Source organism: Rhizobium halophilum (assembly GCF_021648825.1).
GTDB lineage: Bacteria > Pseudomonadota > Alphaproteobacteria > Rhizobiales > Rhizobiaceae > Neorhizobium > Neorhizobium halophilum.
On the sequence record NZ_JAKJHS010000006.1, the window covers coordinates 59,055 to 74,892 of the forward strand.

At 61.7% G+C, this 15,838-nt stretch carries 14 protein-coding genes; 12 read left to right on the top strand and 2 right to left on the bottom strand.

Features of this window, described 5'->3' with window-relative positions; all coding sequences use genetic code 11:
• Window positions 1–2: 2 nt before the first annotated feature.
• From LXM96_RS12935 to LXM96_RS12950, 4 genes are all read left to right on the top strand, one after another.
• Complete coding sequence (locus LXM96_RS12935) at window positions 3–983, top strand: bifunctional riboflavin kinase/FAD synthetase (RefSeq protein ID WP_239998971.1); 981 nt, start codon at window positions 3–5, stop codon at window positions 981–983.
• A gap of 121 nt (window positions 984–1,104) precedes the next feature.
• Window positions 1,105–1,344 (top strand): BrnA antitoxin family protein, encoded by a 240-nt coding sequence (locus LXM96_RS12940; protein WP_239998972.1) that lies wholly within the window; start codon window positions 1,105–1,107, stop codon window positions 1,342–1,344.
• 227 nt (window positions 1,345–1,571) lie between these two features.
• On the top strand, window positions 1,572–4,568 hold the full coding sequence (gene ileS, locus LXM96_RS12945; RefSeq protein ID WP_239998973.1) for an isoleucine--tRNA ligase: 2,997 nt from the start codon (window positions 1,572–1,574) through the stop codon (window positions 4,566–4,568).
• A gap of 137 nt (window positions 4,569–4,705) precedes the next feature.
• Window positions 4,706–5,329, top strand: coding sequence for a hypothetical protein (locus LXM96_RS12950; RefSeq protein WP_394801956.1), 624 nt, complete (start codon window positions 4,706–4,708; stop codon window positions 5,327–5,329).
• A 17-nt stretch (window positions 5,330–5,346) separates the two neighbouring features.
• On the opposite strand, the gene LXM96_RS12955 is transcribed toward LXM96_RS12950, so the two are convergent.
• Complete coding sequence (locus LXM96_RS12955) at window positions 5,347–5,796, bottom strand: nucleoside deaminase (protein WP_239998974.1); 450 nt, start codon at window positions 5,794–5,796, stop codon at window positions 5,347–5,349.
• Window positions 5,797–5,944: 148 nt separating this feature from the next.
• On the opposite strand from LXM96_RS12955, the gene LXM96_RS12960 reads away from it, so the two are divergent.
• From LXM96_RS12960 to LXM96_RS12970, 3 genes are read left to right on the top strand one after another with little or no spacing between them, the layout of a single operon-like run.
• Window positions 5,945–7,765, top strand: coding sequence for a pseudouridine synthase (locus tag LXM96_RS12960; protein ID WP_239998975.1), 1,821 nt, complete (start codon window positions 5,945–5,947; stop codon window positions 7,763–7,765).
• A gap of 6 nt (window positions 7,766–7,771) precedes the next feature.
• Entirely contained in the window at window positions 7,772–8,332 is a 561-nt protein-coding gene (gene rsmD, locus LXM96_RS12965; protein WP_239998976.1) for a 16S rRNA (guanine(966)-N(2))-methyltransferase RsmD, read from the top strand.
• Window positions 8,333–8,345: 13 nt separating this feature from the next.
• Window positions 8,346–9,224: a patatin-like phospholipase family protein gene (locus tag LXM96_RS12970; protein WP_239998977.1), complete on the top strand. Its 879-nt coding sequence runs from the start codon at window positions 8,346–8,348 to the stop codon at window positions 9,222–9,224.
• Here LXM96_RS12970 and LXM96_RS12975 read toward each other — a convergent pair.
• A complete protein-coding gene (locus LXM96_RS12975; RefSeq protein WP_239998978.1) occupies window positions 9,221–11,023 on the bottom strand; it encodes a monovalent cation:proton antiporter-2 (CPA2) family protein in 1,803 nt (600 codons plus the stop codon). The two genes, LXM96_RS12970 and LXM96_RS12975, sit on opposite strands and share 4 nt — an antisense overlap.
• A gap of 101 nt (window positions 11,024–11,124) precedes the next feature.
• On the opposite strand from LXM96_RS12975, the gene LXM96_RS12980 reads away from it, so the two are divergent.
• The 5 genes from LXM96_RS12980 (at window position 11,125) to LXM96_RS13000 (ending at window position 15,798) form a co-directional block, all read left to right on the top strand.
• On the top strand, window positions 11,125–12,471 hold the full coding sequence (locus LXM96_RS12980; protein ID WP_239998979.1) for a TldD/PmbA family protein: 1,347 nt from the start codon (window positions 11,125–11,127) through the stop codon (window positions 12,469–12,471).
• 2 nt (window positions 12,472–12,473) lie between these two features.
• Window positions 12,474–13,280, top strand: coding sequence for a 3'(2'),5'-bisphosphate nucleotidase CysQ (locus LXM96_RS12985; RefSeq protein ID WP_239998980.1), 807 nt, complete (start codon window positions 12,474–12,476; stop codon window positions 13,278–13,280).
• 58 nt (window positions 13,281–13,338) lie between these two features.
• Entirely contained in the window at window positions 13,339–13,581 is a 243-nt protein-coding gene (locus LXM96_RS12990) for a DUF4170 domain-containing protein (protein ID WP_239998981.1), read from the top strand.
• Between the two features lie 169 nt (window positions 13,582–13,750).
• On the top strand, window positions 13,751–15,070 hold the full coding sequence (gene waaA / locus LXM96_RS12995) for a lipid IV(A) 3-deoxy-D-manno-octulosonic acid transferase (RefSeq protein WP_239998982.1): 1,320 nt from the start codon (window positions 13,751–13,753) through the stop codon (window positions 15,068–15,070).
• Window positions 15,067–15,798 (top strand): HAD family hydrolase, encoded by a 732-nt coding sequence (locus tag LXM96_RS13000; RefSeq protein ID WP_239998983.1) that lies wholly within the window; start codon window positions 15,067–15,069, stop codon window positions 15,796–15,798. Before waaA ends, LXM96_RS13000 begins: the two co-directional genes overlap by 4 nt.
• Window positions 15,799–15,838 lie beyond the last annotated feature (40 nt).

Genomic DNA, 15,838 nt, shown 5'->3' on the forward strand with positions numbered 1-15,838 from the left:
CTATGACCGTATTTCATCGCAACGAGAAGAAGGAGCCTCTGCCCGATCGTCTGAAGGGCGGGGTCGTGGCAATAGGCAATTTCGACGGCGTTCACCGGGGCCATCGCAGCGTTCTGGAGCGAGCGCTCGCCTTGTCGGAAACAAGCGGCGCTCCGCCGCTCGTGCTAACCTTCGAGCCGCACCCGCGCACCGTCTTCCAGCCGGATCGGCCGGTCTATCGGCTGACGCCGGCCCCGCTCAAGGCGCGCCTGCTGGAGGCTGTCGGTTTTCAATGCGTGATCGACTACCCGTTCGACAAGGAATTCTCCCAGCGCTCCGCTGAGGAGTTTGTCCAGTCGGTCCTGGTGGACTGGCTGCAGGCCTCAGCGGTGGTCACGGGCTTCGACTTCCACTTCGGCAAAGGACGAGAAGGCGGTCCCGCCTATTTGATGGCGGCAGGAGAACGCCTGGGGTTCATGGTCAGCCTGGTGGATGCATTCCGCGACGAAAATGCCGATGTCATCTCCTCCAGTCGGATTCGGTCGCTGCTGGCACAAGGCGATGTCGCAGCCGCTGCAGGCCTTCTTGGCTACCGCTACACGGTGGAGGCTGAGATTATCGGCGGCGAGAAGCTCGGCCGCACGCTCGGTTACCCTACCGCCAATATGTCGCTTCCACCGGAAACGGAACTGAAGGCGGGCATCTATGCTGTCCACCTTCGCACGGCTGACGGCACGATCCGCGACGGTGTCGCAAGCTACGGGCGTCGGCCGACGGTAACCGAGCGTGGTGCACCGCTTCTTGAAACCTACGTGTTCGACTTCTCCGGCGATCTCTATGGCCAGACCTGTTCGGTTTCCTTCTTTGGGCATCTGCGCGACGAACTGAAGTTTGACGGGCTCGAGCCGCTGGTGGAGCAGATGAGGCGCGACGAGGAGGAGGCGAGGGCGCTTCTTTCCAGTGTAAGGCCCCTCAGTCGCCTGGATTCCACGATCGCGTTCTGACGGCGCCACGCGCGAGCTTAAAGCCTACTTCGTAGCACACCGCTTGGCCTTGACCCTCCCGCCATTCTGGCGCCTAGTCCACGCACCTGAAACAACGACACGAGCAAGAAAGACAAGGCTGATGGCAAGCACCCCGCGCCGCCCCGTAAATCCGATGGATGCCGCGGAGGCGTTGTTCAAGACTGCGAAAAAGCCCGCTGCGCCCGCGCAGGAGAGGCGTGCGCTACCGGAAGTGAAGGAGTTGGTCTCCCTCAAGCTGGACAGCATGATACTCGAGTATTTCCAGAAGGACGGTCCCGGCTGGCAGGATCGCATCAACGACGCCTTGCGTGCCGTCGTCGCGAAGGATGCCGCCGACTAGGCTCGGACGGTGAAGCCTTGCCGATGCTCTTTCTTTTGCGGCGGAAACCCCCTAAGAACGCCCATCATGACCTATCAATCCGCGGCCCGGATCATTCGAATTATCGGCCCGGCTCTCCCGGCAGCTTGAGCAGCGGGAGGGTCCGGGTTCTTGGCGCTATCCGCGCGCTTGCCGCCGCTCCATGACACAATCCGCGCGACGATGTCGCCCCATCCAATGGCTGATCCATGACCGATACTGCAGAAAAGATCGACTACTCCAAGACGCTCTACTTGCCGGAGACCGAGTTTCCGATGCGCGCCGGCCTTCCCCAGAAGGAACCGGAATTGGCGAAGAAGTGGAAGGAGATGGGACTATACAAGCGCCTGCGCGCCTCCGCTGCCGGCCGCGAAAAGTTTGTCCTCCATGACGGTCCGCCCTATGCCAACGGCAACATCCACATCGGCCACGCACTGAACAAGGTGCTGAAGGACGTCATCACCCGCTCCTTCCAGATGCGTGGCTATGACTCGAACTACGTTCCCGGCTGGGACTGCCACGGCCTTCCGATCGAATGGAAGATCGAGGAGAAATATCGCGAGAAGGGCAAGGACAAGAACGAGGTGCCGGTCAACGAATTCCGGCAGGAGTGCCGTGAGTTCGCGCAAGGCTGGATCGACGTGCAGTCGGAAGAGTTTCGCAGATTGGGCATCGAGGGCGACTTCGACAACCCGTACACGACGATGGCCTTCCACGCCGAAGCACGCATCGCCGGAGAGTTGTTGAAGATCGCTCGATCCGGCCAGCTTTATCGCGGCTCCAAACCGATCATGTGGTCGGTCGTCGAGCGAACGGCTCTGGCCGAAGCCGAGGTGGAGTATGCCGAGGTCGAGAGCGACACGATCTGGGTCAAGTTCCCGATCCTGCGCATGATCGAGCCGGGCGTTGCGCTTGAGCAGGGCGATGAGTTCCGGCAGGAAGTGATCAGACAGAACTCTGAGGGCGGTGCGCTCGGCGACCTGCAAAGCGCCTCCATCGTTATCTGGACGACGACGCCCTGGACGATCCCCGGCAATCGCGCCATCGCGTTTTCGCCAAAAGTCCAGTATGCGCTCTACCAGGTAACAGAGGCAGAAAACGACTACGGTCCGAAGCCGGGTGAAAAGATGATCTTCGCCGAAAAGCTGGCGGAGGAGTCTTTCAAGAAGGCAAAGCTGCAATACAAGAAGCTGCGCAATATCGGAGCCGATGAGTTGGGTCGCCTGCTCTGCATGCATCCGCTGCGGCAATTTGGTGGTGGCTATGAGTTCCGCGTTCCTCTGCTGGCCGGTGACCACGTAACCGATGATGCCGGTACGGGCTTCGTCCACACGGCGCCATCCCACGGGCGTGAGGACTTCGATGCCTGGATGAGCAGCATCAAGGAACTGGAAGCGCTCGGCATCGAGACCAAGATCCCGTTCCCGGTCGACGATGCAGGGTTCTACACTGAAGATGCCCCAGGCTTCGGACCCTCCGCCGAAGGCGGTGCCGCCCGCGTGCTCGACGACAACGGTAAGAAGGGTGATGCCAACAAGCGCGTCATCGAGGCGTTGATCGAATTCAGGCAGCTCTTCGCCCGTGGCCGCATCAAGCACGACTACCCCCATTCCTGGCGCTCGAAGAAGCCGGTGATCTTCCGAAACACGCCGCAATGGTTCGTCTACATGGACAAGGAACTCGGCGACGGCACGACGCTGCGCAGCCGCGCGCTGTCCGCGATTGACCAGACCCGCTTCGTCCCCGCGGGCGGCCAGAACCGCCTGCGCGCGATGATCGAGCAGCGCCCGGACTGGGTCTTGTCGCGCCAGCGCGCCTGGGGCGTGCCGATCTGCGTTTTCGCTGACGTTGACGGCAACGTGCTGCAGGACGATGCCGTCAACGCCCGTATCCTTGAAGCCTTCGAGAAGGAAGGGGCAGATGCCTGGTTCGCCGAGGGCGCTAAAGAGCGGTTCCTAGGTAAGGAGCATGACGGCGAGAAGTGGCAGATGGTCACCGATATCCTCGACGTCTGGTTCGACTCGGGCTCCACCCACACCTTCACGCTCGAGGACCGCCCGGACCTGAAATGGCCGGCGGACGTCTACCTGGAAGGCTCCGACCAGCACCGCGGCTGGTTCCATTCCTCGCTCCTGGAAAGCTGCGCCACCCGCGGCCGCGCGCCGTATAACGCCGTCGTCACCCACGGCTTCACCATGGCCGAAGACGGACGCAAGATGTCGAAGTCGCTCGGCAACACTGTCACGCCGCAGGAGGTCATGAGCCAGTCGGGCGCGGATATTCTGCGCTTGTGGGTGATGAACACCGACTACTGGGAAGACCAGCGCCTCGGCAAGACGATCATACAGACCAACATCGACAGCTATCGGAAGATCCGCAATACGATCCGCTGGATGCTCGGCACGCTCGCCCACGACCATGGCGACGAGATGGCCTACGGCGACCTGCCGGAACTCGAGAAGCTGATGCTGCATCGGCTTTCCGAGCTCGATGAACTGGTGCGCAAGGGCTATGATGAATTCGACTTCAAGCGGATCGTCCGTGCGTTGTCTGACTTCGCGAATGTGGAACTCTCGGCCTTCTACTTCGACATCCGCAAGGATGCGCTTTACTGCGACGCTCCGTCCAGCGTGAAGCGGCGCGCATCTCTTTACGTCATCCGAAAGCTTTTCGACTGCCTGGTGCTCTGGTTTGCGCCGATGATGCCGTTCACAACCGAGGAAGCATGGCTGTCGCGCGATCCGGACGCTGTTTCCGTCCATCTCGAACAGTTTCCGGAGCTTCCGGAAGGCTGGAAAAACGAGGGGCTGGCGGAGAAGTGGAGAAAAGTTCGCACCGTCCGCCGTGCCGTCACGGGGGCGCTGGAAGTGGAGCGCAAGGAGAAGCGGATCGGCTCATCGCTTGAGGCAGCTCCGGTCGTCCATGTCGCAGATCCCGAGCTGATTAAGGCGCTGGAAGGGCTCGACTTCGCTGAAATCTGCATCACCTCGGATATTTCTGTGGTCGCGGGCGAAGGTCCGACCGGCGCCTTCCGCTTGGAAGATGGCACCAAGGTTGCCGTGGAGCCGCAGCTTGCGGCAGGGACGAAGTGCGCCCGGTCTTGGAAGATCACCCGCGACGTCGGTTCGAATCCAGACTATCCGGACGTCTCTGCACGGGACGCCGCTGCCCTTCGGGAACTGGCGCAGCTTGGCCGCCTTGGCTGATGAACGGCCTGCCGGATGATTGCGCTTTGCCGTATCATCCGGTACATCTGCCCGAAATTGGCCGGATTTTTCCATCAGGCCCCAAGCATGCGGAACTATCGAGGCGTCGAACGACGGGCGCCGCTGGAAGGGTGTTGATGAAGACGACGCACGGATATCGCGCCGCTTTGAGCGTAGCCGGCATCTTGGCCGGGGTTGTAGCTCTCTCCGGCTGCATGGCCAGTCCGACGTACGGCACGGGCAAGAGCGCCACGGAACAATTGGTCGATGACCTCGGCAGTTCTGTATCGATCACCGGCAATCAGGAAAATCGGAACCTAAAGTACAACCCGCGGCCAAAGCTGGTGGTTGCTGCGCAGGACAGGTCTTTGCCGCCACCTCAGGCGTCGTTGGCCAGTCGCGAGAACAATCCGGCATGGGTGGAGTCTCCTGAGGAGACGCGGGAGCGCCTGCGCCAGGAAGCGGCCGAGAACGAGAACAACCCGCGCTATCGCTCGCCTTTGCTTGCCGGTAAGGGTCAGGCGGGGCAGATGACGGAAACCCAGAAGTGGGAGGCCTTTCGGCAGGCCAAGCAGAACGTGGATTCCGTCGACATCACCTCACGCCGTCGCTCTTTGACGGATCCACCGGCTGAGTATCGCGCGGTTGATGCCGCCGCCCTCGACGATCTCGGCGAGCCGGAGGCGAAGAAGGAGCGTCGTCGTAAAAAGGAAGCCCAAGCTGCCCAGCAGAGTTCCAGTTGGTGGAAGCCTTTTCAGTAAAGGGCGTTCCGCCAACCCTATCGGCGCGACTTGAAGAAGCTGGTCAGCAATTGCGCCGACTCTGATTCCGCTAGCCCCGAGTAGACGTCCGGCGCGTGGTGGCAGGTGGGCTGGCAGAAGAAGCGCACGCCATTGTCGACGGCGCCACCTTTCGGGTCCTCAGCTGCGTAATAAAGACGCCGGATGCGGGCAAACGAAATGGCGCCCGCGCACATGGTGCAAGGCTCGAGCGTCACGTAAAGATCGGCTTCGTCAAGACGCTCCTGCTGAAGGAGTCGGGACGCTTCGCGGATGACCACAATCTCTGCATGAGCTGAAACATCGTTTTCCGCCCGGGTCCGATTTCCGGAGCGCGCGATGATCGCGCCGTTCATGACCAGAACCGCGCCAACGGGAATCTCGCCGCGCTCTGCCGACCGACGCGCCTCTTCCAGCGCTTCTTCCATGAAACCGGTTCTCTTCGTCACGACCGGCGATTTCCTCTTAACCCGCGTCCCGCAAACTGGTAGGAAGCAACAAAACCTGCGCCTCCCGATAGGGGAGCTCAAGACGCACCTCAATCAACTTGAATGTCCGGATCAATCCGTTCGACATCATGCTTCAGGCAAACAACAAATGACACCCAAAGACAAGCCGAAGCGCGGCGGAGCCAAGCCCTTCGTCCGCGAAACGAAACCCAGAGCCGAAACCAAGAGCGGATTCTCGGCCAAGGGAGGACTTAAGCCGAGGAAGAACGCGGGCGAAGCGGCTGTTTCCGGAAACCTCGCAAAGCCGGTGAAGACTGCGCCGGCCCGTGCAGCCGCAGCTATGACGGATGGGCCGGCCAAGCCTGAGCGCATCTCCAAGATTCTTGCCCGAGCAGGCGTCGCTTCCCGCCGGGATGTCGAGCGCATGATCATGGAAGGTCGAGTGCGGCTGAACGGTCAGCTGCTGGACACGCCGGTGGTCAACGCCACTCTGGAAGACCGCATCGAAGTGGACGGTCATCCGATCCGCGGCATCGAGCGTACGCGCCTCTGGCTCTACCACAAGCCGGCGGGCTTGGTGACGACCAATTCCGATCCGGAAGGCCGTGACACCGTCTTCGATAATCTTCCTGAAAGCTTGCCGCGCGTCCTGTCGATAGGTCGTTTGGACATTAATACCGAAGGGCTGCTGCTGCTGACCAATGATGGTGGGCTTTCACGCGTCCTCGAACTGCCGACCACCGGCTGGCTTCGACGTTACCGTGTCCGGGCGCATGGTGAAGTGGAGCAGGCCGATCTCGATAAGCTGAAAGAGGGCATCGCCGTCGAAGGGGTGCTTTATGGTGCCATCGAAGCAACACTTGACCGTCAGCAAGGTCGCAACGTCTGGCTCACCATGGGGCTGCGCGAAGGCAAGAACCGCGAGATCAAGAATGTCCTGGGCGCGCTCGGTCTGGAGGTGAACCGCCTCATTCGCATCTCCTATGGCCCATTCCAGCTTGGCGATCTCCCGGAAGGTCAGGTGATAGAGGTGCGCGGCCGCACGCTACGCGACCAGCTCGGCCCGCGCCTGATCGAGGATGCGAAGGCAAATTTTGACGCGCCGATCTACAACGAGACGGGCAGTGAGGAGGCCTCTGCCGATCATGCCGAAAGGCCGGCGAAGCGCGACAAGGGCGGCTGGTCCAAGGAAGCCCACCCGCAGGAGGCGCGTTCGCGTGACGCTCGGCGCGAAGAACCCAGGCGCGACAAGGCGCCGGGCCGGCCCCAGTCGGGACGCGACGATCGTGGCGTCTCCGGCAAATCAGCCCGTGGCGGCTTCCGCGAGGAGCGCAGCTTCGACGACGAAAAGCCGAAGAAGCGTCCGCCGATGGGAACCTCCCGCACTGCCAACGTATGGATGGCCCCAGGCGCCCGGCCGACCACCGATGTGAAAGAAAAAAGGGCATCGGCGAGGGCAGACGCCGAGCGTTTGTTCGAAAGGCCCAAGCCGCACAACGACCGCCAGGTCGTGGTCAATCGTGTCGCCGAAGACAGGGACTGGATCCGTGGCGAAGATGCGCCAGCCCGGCGCGAGGAGGGCGGCAAGCGCTCCTTCGGCGACCGTCCTCACCGTGATCAGCCCCGAAACGATCGGCCAAGAGGCGACCGCCCGTCGCGCGGCGAGCGCCCCTCGTCCGACCAATCGCGTGGCGAACGCGCTGCTCGTCCGAACCGTGATCGGCCCCACAGCGATAGGCCTAGAAGCGATGAAACTCGCAGCGACAGGTCGCGGGGTGAACGCCCCGCTGGCGCGCGCCCCTTCGGTGACAAGCCCCGCGGCAAATCCTTTGGCGGCAAGCCCGGTGGCAGCAAATCCTATGGCGGCAAGCCTGCTGGTGGAAAACCTGCCGGCAATCGCGGCAAGCCCAGCGGCGGTCGACCCGGAGGCCGTCCTTCGGGCGGCAAGCCCCGTACACCTCGGGGATAAGCTGCCATGCGTATCGTCGGAGGTGAATTCCGCGGCCGCACTCTGGCCGGCCCGAAATCGAACGACATACGGCCGACCATCGATCGGACACGCGAAAGCCTGTTCAACATCATCGGTCATGTTTATCCCCAGGCCCTGCAGCAGACGCGGGTGATCGATCTCTTCGCCGGCACTGGGGCCGTCGGCATCGAGGCCTTGTCGCGCGGCTGCAGGTCAGCCCTCTTCGTGGAAAACAGCGTCGAGGGCAGGGGGCTGCTTTGGGAAAACATCGATGCGCTCGGCCTGCACGGTCGTGCCCGCATCTTGCGAAGGGACGCCACCAAGCTTGGCCCTACGGGGACGATCGAGCCGTTTCAGCTTCTCTTTGCCGATCCGCCCTATGGCGCCGGCCTCGGCGAAGCTGCGTTGCTGGCAGCCCACGCCGGGGGCTGGCTGGAGCCGGGTGCGCTTGCCATCCTCGAGGAACGCGCCGACGTAACACCAAAGCCGGATCCGGCCTTCAAACTTCTGGAGCAGCGCGTCTTTGGCGACACCCGCATGCATTTCTTGCGTTATCAGCCGGAATGATCGGGATACGTGGATGACCACCAGGCTTGCCCTTCCCGATGCAGACGTAAATCGAGCCAACCGTGAACTCACCTTTGCGGTCGCCTTCGGCGGCGGCGGCGCGAGAGGAATTTCCCACATCTGCGTTGTCGAGGCGCTCGATGAGCTGGGGATCCGGCCTGTGGCCATTGCGGGCTCATCCATCGGCGCAATCATGGGCGCAGGCATGGCTGCCGGCATGTCCGGCCGCGAGATCCATGAGTATACGCTGGAAACCGTCGGTCCGCGCGGCACACTTACCAACAAGCTCTGGAGCCTAGGGCCTGCGTCCATGCGCGATACGCTGGGGGGCTTCAAGCTCGGCCAGTTCAACCTGGAGCTGGTACTGAAGGCACTGCTTCCGCCTGCAATCCCAGAGGACTTCGAAAGTCTCAAGATTCCGCTGAAGGTCTTGGCTACCGACTACTACGGCCAGTCCGAGGTGGTTCTCGAATCGGGAAATCTCGCCACCGCAATTGCCGCCTCGGCGGCTCTGCCGGGCATTTTCATGCCGGTGCGCATCAACGGCCGCATCATGATCGACGGCGGCGTCTTCAACCCGATCCCCTATGACCACCTGATGAACCTGGCGGATGTCGTGATCGGCGTTGATGTCGTAGGCGCGCCGCAAGGGGATGGCTCTCAGGCCCCCAGCCGCATCGACAGCATGTTCGGCGCCAGTCAGCTGATGATGCAGTCGGCGATTGCAATGAAGCTCCGGCTGCAGCCGCCGCACATCTTCCTGCGCCCTCCGGTCAATCGCTATCGGGTGCTGGATTTCCGCAAGGCCGAAGAAATCCTCACCCATTCCCTGGGCGTGAAAGACGACCTGAAGCGTGCCGTCGATGCGATTTATTTGGCAGCCGAAGGCTAGCTGGTGCCCTCGTCGGCTGCCAGGCTGTCATGGGCCGGTGCAGGAGCATGCTTTGGCTTGATGAGAGGTTCGGGCTTGACCGGCCGGTTGTGCAGCATATGGCGACCCGCCATCAGTCCGTCGGCTGCCTGGATCAATAGCCGCTCCTCGTCCCGCTTGCGAATATCGTCTTCGATCGCCATCGCTTCTGCTGTGCTCATACCGAGTGCCTCCAAGCTCTTACGCCCGAACAGCAGTCCTGATTCCAGCGTTTCGCGCAGTTCGTAGTCCACGCCTCGAGCCCGCAGCGAAATCGTGTGGATACGGTCATAGGAGCGGACGAAAATGCGCACATTGGGAAACTCCGATCGGATGAGATCGACGATCTTGTCGGTGGTCTCCCGGTTCTGCGTCAGCACGGCAACGATCTTTGCCTTCTCGATCCCGGATGCCAGCAGCACCTCCTTTCGCGTGCCGTCGCCGTAATAGATGCGGAAGCCGAAAGACGCCGCTTGCCGGATCCGGTCGGCCGAATCGTCGATTACCGTCACCTCGCTCCCACCGGCCAACAGGATCTGGGCCGAGATTTGCCCGAAACGCGAGAAGCCGATCATCAGGACGTCGGCACCGGCGCCCTCGTAGTCTTCCTCCAGTTCCTCGTGATCCACCCTCATCATCCGGCGCGCCAGTGCGGCACCAAGCGGTGTCAGCGCCATCGAGATGGTCACGACTGCGATCAGCAGCGATGCGGTTTCGGAAGCCAGTAGACCGACACCGACAGCGGTGGTGAAGAGCACGAAGCCGAACTCTCCGCCCTGCGGAAGCAGGAACGCGATCCGTAACGCATCGTCGCGCGGCGAGCCCAGGATGCGGCAGAGAGCATAGGTGATCACCCCCTTGGTGACCATCACAACCGGCACTGCGACCAGAATGAAAAGAAGCTCCTCCCACAGCACCGCGACTTCAAGCGACAGGCCGACCGCCATGAAGAACAGCGCAAGCAGCAATCCGCGAAAGGGTTCAATGTCCGCCTCCAACTCGTGCCGATAGGAGGATTCCGCCAGCATCACGCCGGCCAAAAAAGCACCCATGGCCATCGAAAGCCCGACTGCATGCATCGCCGCCGCAGATCCCAGCACGATCAGCAAAGCGGTGGCGATCATCACCTCGCGCGCACCCGTGCGGGCGATCACCTGGAAAAGTGGCGTCAGGAAATATCGTCCGGCGAGGATCATCGCCGCGATGGCGCCGATGGCAAAAACAATCCCGGTCATCACGGAAGCCTCCGTTTCGCCGGCACCGGATGCAAGGATGCTGACAAGGGCGAGCAGCGGCACGATCGCCAGATCCTGGAACAGCAGGATCGAGAACGACCGCTGCCCGTACCGGCTATTCAAGTCACCGTCGTCGCTGAGGATCTGCAGGGCGAAGGCCGTGGAGGAAAGGGCCAGGCCAAAGCCGATCACCAGGCTGCCGCGCCAGTCGGCTATGCCTGCCAGCAATGAGAAGCCAGTGAGACATACGCCCGATAAGACGACCTGAGCAGTGCCAAGACCGAAGACATCCCCGCGCATCTGCCAGAGCCGCGACGGCTTCAACTCCAAGCCTACGATGAAAAGCAGGAACACGATGCCGAACTCGGCCACATGCAGAACTTCTTCCGCTTCCGTGATCTGCTGCAGGACCGGTCCGATGACAACGCCGGCTGCCAGGTACCCGAGAACGGTGCCGAGCCCCAGCTTGCGGAAGATCGGAGCGGCAATCACTGCACCAGCGAGCAGCAGCAGCATCTGGGAGAAAAGCGAGCCTGACATTGTCATGGAAAAGTCCCTGCAACCGTGCTGTTGGCGGAAGAATCGGCAAGCGAGCCTTGATGCCTTACTTGCCGCACAATAAATGGAGCGGCAACGAAAGGTACACAATGACCTCCGAATTTGACTCCGAACCCCTTCTTTCCCGTGCAGCTCATTTGATCGATCTTGCCAAGGCGGCTGGGGCAGACCAGGCAGACGCCGTTGTCGTCCGGTCGCGCTCCCGATCGGTTAACGTTCGGCTCGGCAAGGTCGAGGGAACGGAAGCCTCCGAAAGTGACGACTTTTCGCTGCGCGTTTTCGTGGGCAACCGCGTCGCCAGCGTCTCGGCAAACCCTGGTTTTGACCTGAAGACACTGGCGGAGCGCGCCGTGGCCATGGCGAAGGTCTCGCCGGAAGACCCCTACGCCTGTCTGGCGGACGAGAAGGACCTTGCCCGCTCGTATCCAGACCTCGAGCTGTTCGATGCGACGGACGTTCCGACGGATGACCTGCGGAAGGCTGCGCTTGAAATGGAGCAGGCGGCCCTGGATGTGGACGGCGTTCGCAACTCCTCGGGAGCCGGCGCGTCGGCGGGCATGGGCGGCTTGGTCTTGGTCACCTCCCACGGTTTCTCCGGCAGCTACACGGCCAGCCGCTTCGGCCGCTCCGTCAGCGTCATCGCCGGTGAGGGCACGAAGATGGAGCGCGACTACGACTTCGATAGCCGTCTCTATTTTGCCGAGCTCGACGATCCGAAGACGATCGGCCGGCGGGCAGGGGAGCGGGTGGTGAAACGCCTCAACCCCCGCCAGGTCCCGACGGGCAAGAACTTGACCGTCGTCTTCGACCCGCGCATTGCGCGCGGCTTCGTTGGCCACATCGCCGGCGCAATCAACGGCGGCGCCGTTGCCCGCAAAACGAGCTTCCTGAAGGACAAGATGGGCCAACAGGTGCTGAAGTCTGGCCTGAGCATCAGCGATGACCCCCTGAAGGTCCGCGGCTCGTCTTCGCGCCCCTTCGATGGGGAGGGCGTGATGGGCGAGCGCATGGTGATGATCGAGGATGGCGTCCTGAAGCACTGGTTCCTCTCCACCTCGACGGGGCGGGAGCTTGGTCTGCCGACGAATGGTCGTGGCGTTCGCGGCGGAACGTCCGTTGGTGCCGCCTCCACCAATCTTGCGCTGGAGCCTGGCGATGTTGCGCCGGAGGATCTCATCCGCAGTATCGGAACGGGCTTCTATGTGACGGAATTGATCGGCCAGGGTGTCAACATGGTGACCGGCGAGTACAGCCGTGGCGCTACCGGTTTCTGGATCGAGAACGGTGAGCTGGCCTATCCTGTTTCGGAGGTGACAATCGCTTCGAACCTCAGAGACATGTTCATGCGGCTCACGCCGGCCAACGACATCGACCGGAAGTTCGGAGTGGCGTCGCCGACCATTGCAATAGAGGGCATGACCCTGGCGGGACGCTAGCCATGGATGCTCATCCTGATCGCTGGGGCGAGGATCTGGCGCTGATCAGACTCGCGGCCGCGGAAGCCGGCAAGATTGCGTTCGGCTATTTTGGGCAGTCTCCAGAGGTGTGGTGGAAAAACGGTGATCGCTCGCCCGTTAGTGCCGCGGATTTTGCCGCGAACGACAAGCTGCTCAGCATGTTGCTCGAAGCCCGGCCAGACTACGGCTGGCTTTCGGAGGAGACGGATGACGACGTAGGCCGCTTAGGACGCGAGACGCTGTTCGTCGTCGATCCCATCGATGGCACCCGCGCTTTCATTGGCGGCGAGAAAACCTGGTGTGTCTCCGTAGCCGTCGTCCACCACGGGCGCCCCGTCGCAGGCGTCCTTGTCGCGCCGGCGCTGGGAGAGGAGTTCTCCGCGGCGCTGGGCCAGCCGGCGTTCAAGAACGGTGAGCCGATCGCTGTTTCTCACCCGCAGTCGCGGAATCCTCTCAAGCTTGCTGTTGCCGAAGACGTTCTGAAACTCGTCCAGCCGCAGCATCGCGGTTCTGTTCAGCGTGTTCGCCACGTTCCGTCGCTCGCCTATCGCCTGGCCATGACCGCTGACGGCACCATCGACGGGACGATCGTCAAGCGCAACTCACACGACTGGGATCTGGCCGCTGCCGACATCATCCTGGAAAGGGCAGGGGGTCAGCTCGTTGATGCCGATGGCAATCTGCTGACCTACAATCGCGAGAGCGTCAAGCATGGTGTCCTTCGTGCTGGCGCAGAGCATGCTCTGGACAAGCTGCGGATGTTCATGCCAGACGATCCTACGGGTTGACCTTCGGGAGCGCTTGTCGCAAGCAGTGCCTTCGGGGGGATTGGTGAAGGGTTGAGACATGACGGAAGTAAGCGAAAAGAAGCAACTCCTCCATTTGGTATTCGGCGGTGAACTGTCGAGCCTGAGTGGCGTACAGTTCAAAGATCTGTCGAAGCTGGATTTGGTCGGGATCTATCCAGATTACGCCAGCGCGCTCATGGCATGGAGAGCCAAGGCGCAGCAGACGGTCGATAACGCCGAGATGCGTTACTTCATCGTCCACATGCACAAGCTGCTCGACCCGGAAGTTAAAGCCGAATAACATCATATTGGGGATAAACTGCGGTTTCCGCTTGGCGACCGCATCCCCGGTATCGCATCCTGTCCTAACCTGAATTTGACGTAATTCTAAAGCAAGAGTCCTTTCTGGGATGATTGTACGGAGGACAACCCAGCTTGGCGCAGGCAGCCACCCATCGAAGGCATCTGCCATGAACAAGGGGTTGGCGCGTGCGGCACTGACGGGATACCGGGTCGCGGGAATTGTTCTCTATCCCCTCGCGGCGCCATACCTTGCCTACCGTACGTACAAGGGCAAGGAAGACCGGCAGCGCCGCAACGAACGCTTCGGCTATGCAAGTCAGCCTCGTCCGCGTGGTCCTTTGATCTGGCTGCATTCGGCGAGCGTGGGGGAAACTCTGGCGCTCATCCCGCTGATGCGAGAACTGTGCCGCCGTGAGATTCACGTCCTCCTGACGACAGGCACCGTAACCTCTGCGGAACTGGTTCGCACTCGTCTCGGCGATCAGGTTATCCACCAATACGTTCCGATCGATCTCAAATTTCCGGTCAAGCGCTTCCTGCGCTACTGGCGGCCCGACGCCTGCATCACGGCAGAATCGGAGATATGGCCAACGACTGTCCTGGAGCTCGCGCGGCGCAAGATCCCGCAAATCCGGGTCAACGCGCGTATCTCCGATCGCTCCTTCGAGCGCTGGCAGCGCCACGACCAGGTGGCAGAAGCTCTGTTCGGCCGCATGTCGTTGGTTGTCGCGCAGAGTGATCTCGATGCTGAACGCTTCCGCGACCTAGGGGCTTGGCCGGTGCTGGTCTCCGGCAATCTGAAGGGCGATACCGATCCTCCTGCCTGCGATCCTACGCTTGTGGAGCGCTATCGCCAGCAGATCGGCGACCGCAAGACATGGGCTGCCATTTCGACCTTTGAAGGCGAGGAGAAGGCAGCAGGCAAAATCCACAAGGCCCTGAAGGGGAAAAACGGGCAGCTGACGATCATCGTGCCCCGGCATCCGGAGCGGGCCGATGAGATCGAAACAATGTTGAAGGCTCAGGGTCTCGTGGTGGCAAGGCGCTCCCGGGACGACATTTTGACTGAGGAAACGGACATTTTCCTAGGCGACAGCATGGGCGAGATGGGTCTCTACCTCCGACTTACGGAGGTCGCTTTCGTCGGCCGGTCGTTGACGGGCGAGGGAGGGCAAAACCCAATGGAGCCGGCGATGGTTGGTTGCGCGGTGCTGTCGGGCAGCCGGGTGGAGAACTTTCGCGACGCCTACTCCAATCTCGTGCGCAGGGGCGGCGCCCGGCTTGTTCGTGATACCGAGATGCTCGCCAAGGCCGTGCACTATCTGCTGAGCAACGACATCGCTCGCAAGAAGATGATCGACGCCGGCCAGGAGACGATCCAGGAGATGCGCGGCGCGCTCTCGGCGACTGTGAAGGCGCTTGAGCCCTACATCAATCCGCTGACGGTCATTGCCCGTCTGCAGCCGCGGAACATTGCCGCGCAATGATCCGCAACATTCTGCGCGGAATCGAAGGAATTCTCTTCGACAAGGACGGCACCCTCATTCGCTATGACGAGAGCTGGGGCCCGGTGAACCGGGAGGCCGCACGACTTGCTGCGGCAGGCGACGAGCGTCTCCAGACACGATTGCTGATGGCTGCCGGTATGGACCCCATCTCCGGCCACACACGCGCCGACAGCCTTTTTGCTGCGGGCAATGCCGTAGAAATCGCAGCGGGCTTCATCGAAGCGGGGTCGCCTTTGGCTGCAGAAGAGCTGACGCTGCGGCTCGATGCCCTGTTTGTACAGGCGACGGAGTACGCAGTACCGGTAACGGATCTACAGTCGCTGTTCTCGCGCCTGAAGGCAAGGGGACTGAGGCTCGGCATTGCTTCCAGCGACAACGAACTTTCGATCCGGCAGACCGCCAGGCGTTTTGAGATTGACGGCTATCTAGACTTCGTGGCCGGTTACGACAGCGGCTATGGGGTCAAGCCTGAAGCTGGCATGGTTTTAAGCTTTTGCAGCGCCCTTGAGTTGGAGCCCCGACGCGTGGCTATCGTGGGTGATAATACCCACGACCTTATGATGGGCGTCAATGCCGGCGTTGGCGCAAAGATCGGAGTACTCACTGGAACAGGAACCCGCGGGACGTTGGAGCCCCATGCGGATCTGTGCGTCGACAGCATCGCTTCGCTCGAAGAGCTTCTGTCTCGTGACCAAGATATCGGGTGAGAGACTGCAGGGATGCTCACTCTTGCCTTTTCACAGAAAC

Coding starts and splice junctions, on each gene's coding strand:
- LXM96_RS12935 (WP_239998971.1), top strand. CDS start 3: ATGACCGTATTTCATCGCAACGAGAAGAAGGAGCCTCTGCCCGATCGT.
- LXM96_RS12940 (WP_239998972.1), top strand. CDS start 1,105: ATGGCAAGCACCCCGCGCCGCCCCGTAAATCCGATGGATGCCGCGGAG.
- ileS (WP_239998973.1), top strand. CDS start 1,572: ATGACCGATACTGCAGAAAAGATCGACTACTCCAAGACGCTCTACTTG.
- LXM96_RS12950 (WP_394801956.1), top strand. CDS start 4,706: ATGAAGACGACGCACGGATATCGCGCCGCTTTGAGCGTAGCCGGCATC.
- LXM96_RS12960 (WP_239998975.1), top strand. CDS start 5,945: ATGACACCCAAAGACAAGCCGAAGCGCGGCGGAGCCAAGCCCTTCGTC.
- rsmD (WP_239998976.1), top strand. CDS start 7,772: ATGCGTATCGTCGGAGGTGAATTCCGCGGCCGCACTCTGGCCGGCCCG.
- LXM96_RS12970 (WP_239998977.1), top strand. CDS start 8,346: ATGACCACCAGGCTTGCCCTTCCCGATGCAGACGTAAATCGAGCCAAC.
- LXM96_RS12975 (WP_239998978.1), bottom strand. CDS start 11,023: ATGACAATGTCAGGCTCGCTTTTCTCCCAGATGCTGCTGCTGCTCGCT.
- LXM96_RS12980 (WP_239998979.1), top strand. CDS start 11,125: ATGACCTCCGAATTTGACTCCGAACCCCTTCTTTCCCGTGCAGCTCAT.
- LXM96_RS12985 (WP_239998980.1), top strand. CDS start 12,474: ATGGATGCTCATCCTGATCGCTGGGGCGAGGATCTGGCGCTGATCAGA.
- LXM96_RS12990 (WP_239998981.1), top strand. CDS start 13,339: ATGACGGAAGTAAGCGAAAAGAAGCAACTCCTCCATTTGGTATTCGGC.
- waaA (WP_239998982.1), top strand. CDS start 13,751: ATGAACAAGGGGTTGGCGCGTGCGGCACTGACGGGATACCGGGTCGCG.
- LXM96_RS13000 (WP_239998983.1), top strand. CDS start 15,067: ATGATCCGCAACATTCTGCGCGGAATCGAAGGAATTCTCTTCGACAAG.